Source organism: Streptomyces aurantiacus, assembly GCF_001418335.1.
Lineage (GTDB): Bacteria > Actinomycetota > Actinomycetes > Streptomycetales > Streptomycetaceae > Streptomyces > Streptomyces aurantiacus.
The window spans coordinates 1-3,046 of the sequence record NZ_LIPP01000117.1; the positions used below are offsets into that span (position 1 = coordinate 1).

Genomic DNA, 3,046 nt, shown 5'->3' on the forward strand with positions numbered 1-3,046 from the left:
GTCTCCCCCACCGGGGCCTGTGAAACCGTCACACGGCCAACCCCACCGCCCCGGTCGCCCCTCCACACGAAGACCGGCAAACCCAACACAGCCGGACCGCGATCTGCTAACCACACCGTGACAGCCACCCGGTCACCCCATGACAGCAGCCGGTCTGCACGTCGTTACCGATCCCGGACCGGAGCAGCTGCGCTGTCGGGCAGGATGGGCCGATGCCCGGTGAGCGCTTCTTCAACGATGACCCCGTCGACGGGAGCACCGACGCTCTGTCGCCAGCGGCGACTGTGGGTCGCCAAACCCTTCGCTGACCGCGCGTAGTGTGTGGTGAAGTTGACCCTATGGGCTCTCGCACAAAGCGCCGCAAATCGCGCAACAAGAGACATTTCCGTTCCGCGTCGGGTACTTCGGTGCTCGACGCGCACGGGCAGGTCATGGCGGATTCCTTGACCACCATGACCACGCTCATGGCCTCCTTGCCTGGCGACGACCCTGCGTCTGAGGCTGACGCGGCCTTCGCCACGGCGATTGAGGAGTTCGTCGTGGAAGTGCGGCGGTTCGACGCGATCCGGCTCATTGAGGTGGCTCGTCAGCGATTCCTGCCGATGGCCCGCGAGGGCGAGATACCTGTCACCGCGGAGGCGGGCGCGGTCTATGTCGAATTGCTGGCGCTGATTGCTCTGGCCACCCGGCAGGAGGAAGGGGGAGCGGCCGCCTCCGAAGCCGGGTTTCAGGAGATGAGCCACTTCGTCTCCAGCGCGAAGGAAGGGCTGAGCAAGATCCTCTACCTTGCGGAGCTGCGTTCATTCGCACGTGCCGACCCGACCGATAAGTTCGCCATGGTGTCCATGTTCATTCGGGGCGCTGAAGTATGGATGCGCAATCCGTCATATCCGGAAATGGTAGAGGAAACCAATCTGGCACTTCTTGACAGCGTTGGAAGCGTCCGCGCAACTCTGCAGGCGCACCTGGGCTTCAACGCCACGGATGCAGTAGCAGTCCTCGATGCCTGCCATAACCTGCAGCAGGACAGGCTGAACGACCGCATCGAGGCGATGGGCAATGCGGTCTTGGACGCGATGGCGGCGGAGGAGGAAGGCCGGGCGGACAGACATCTGACGGAACAGGCCATGCTCAGCGTCACATCGATGTTCGAACCGCCTGCCGAGCAGGCCACTGTCACGATCGACGATATCGTTGCGTATACGAGCTTGGCCGAAGAGTGTGTCCGGGCCATTGTCGAGCGGTTCCGCCTAAACCTGGAAACGGACAGTCCCACGGCCGTCGTCGAGGCGTTCACCAGCGGAAGGAACCCGCTGCGAATGCGACCGCTTATCGTGGGCGCAGACGGGCGTCTGATGCTGCCGCACCCGGCGTTGAACGTGTTCGCTGTGCGGGAGAACCTCGAGGAACACCTGAAGAAGACGGCCCCGGTGTGGAGCCAGTACGCCAAGCACCGCGGAGACCTTCTCGAATCCCGCACACACGCCGCGCTGGAGCGTGTCCTTCCCGGCGCCCGATTCCGGGACGGGTTGGAGTACTACCTGCCCGCGAGCGATGACGAAGCCAAGGCCGCCGACCCGTCGAAGTACACCAAGCGCGCCGAGGGCGACCACCTCATCGTCCTCGACGATGTCGCCATCATCGTGGAGGACAAGGCCGTCGCCTTGAGCGCGCTATCCCGCGGGGGCAAGACGGCACGGATCCGTACCGATCTAACCGGCATCATCACCAAAGCGGCCGAACAGGCCGGGCGCATGCGCGACGCCATCGAGCGGGACGGCGGCCTGCGCAGCAAAGACGAGGGATGGATCGACCTCAGCCAAATCCGTGAGATCCACACCATCGCCGTCAGCCTCGATGACATATCGACGGTCCTGACTGCCACCGCCGAGCTGGTGCGGGCCGGCCTGCTGGCCGCGGACAACATTCCCTGGACGGTGTCCCTGCACGATCTTGAGCTGATCACCGAACTGGTGGCGCGTCCGGCCGAGTTCCTGCTGTACCTGCGTCGGCGCCGCAACCCCGACGTCACTGTGATGTTCCGTGCGCCCGACGAAATGGATCTGTTCCTCTACTTCTTCGAGGCAGGCCTGTGGGTGGAACCCGACCCGGTGCAGGTGCGTGCAGCGTTCCCCTTCCTGCCCGAGCCAGCCACAGCCGAACTGCGCCGCTACCGAACACGAAAACCTGCGTTCCTGACCAGCCGAACCGATGCGCTGGACCAGTGGTTCCACACCCGAGGGCACGACGACGCGCGTTCAACACTGGCGCCCAAGCCGGCAATGGTGCCATCACCACTCGCGCCGCTGATCGACGAATTGCAGTCCCGCAATGTCACTGGATGGCTGAGCATCGGCGCCACGCTGCTGTCTGGGACAACCGACGTGCAGCGCAAGTTCGCCCGCCACGGCGATGAACTCCTCGACAACCCGAGCCCCAAGGGCCGTAGCCTGACCGTGCCGCTCACGGCCAGCGTCGACCCGGCAGAGGGCTGGCTGTTCGTGTGGGCCACCCATCCGGCTGGAGCCAATCCCGAAGAGACGGACAGGAGGCTCCGCAACTACCTCCGAGCTAAGAAACACCAGCTCGGTCTGCCGCGAGGCGTCGTCTTCCTCTACGACCAATCAACCCGCGAGCTCCTCGACATTTGTTACGACGGGCACACCGGGCCACTTGATGCTGCGCTGACGACCATCTTGTCGTCCCTGCGGCCACCCTCAGAGCTTCATCGCTCAATCCACCCAAACGCCAAGCGGCCGCAGAGCGGCACGAAGAACGCAGCACCGCACAAGCGGAAGCGGTAGGGACGACCCTCGCCGGAAGCTCCTCCAACGGCACCAGCGCCGACGATCAGGCCGACGTCACATCTGGACGCACTACACGGAGCCGCACCCGTCGGTGAGCAGCCGGATCCGCGGGACAGGCTTGTGCGCCTTCCTGCGGCCTCGGCTTCGTCCCGGAGCGTCTGGACAGATCTCCGTCGCGGTATGCCGACAGCACCGGCCTACAAAGAACCCCGGTAGGAACAGCCACCCCCACGACAGCC

The 3,046-nt window shown here is 64.7% G+C and carries 1 protein-coding gene; it reads left to right on the plus strand.

What is annotated here, in order from left to right; all coding sequences use genetic code 11:
- Positions 1–407 precede the first annotated feature (407 nt).
- A complete protein-coding gene (locus AOK01_RS16880) occupies positions 408–2,804 on the plus strand; it encodes a preprotein translocase subunit SecA (RefSeq protein ID WP_245702284.1) in 2,397 nt (798 codons plus the stop codon).
- The last annotated feature ends 242 nt before the right edge of the window (positions 2,805–3,046 follow it).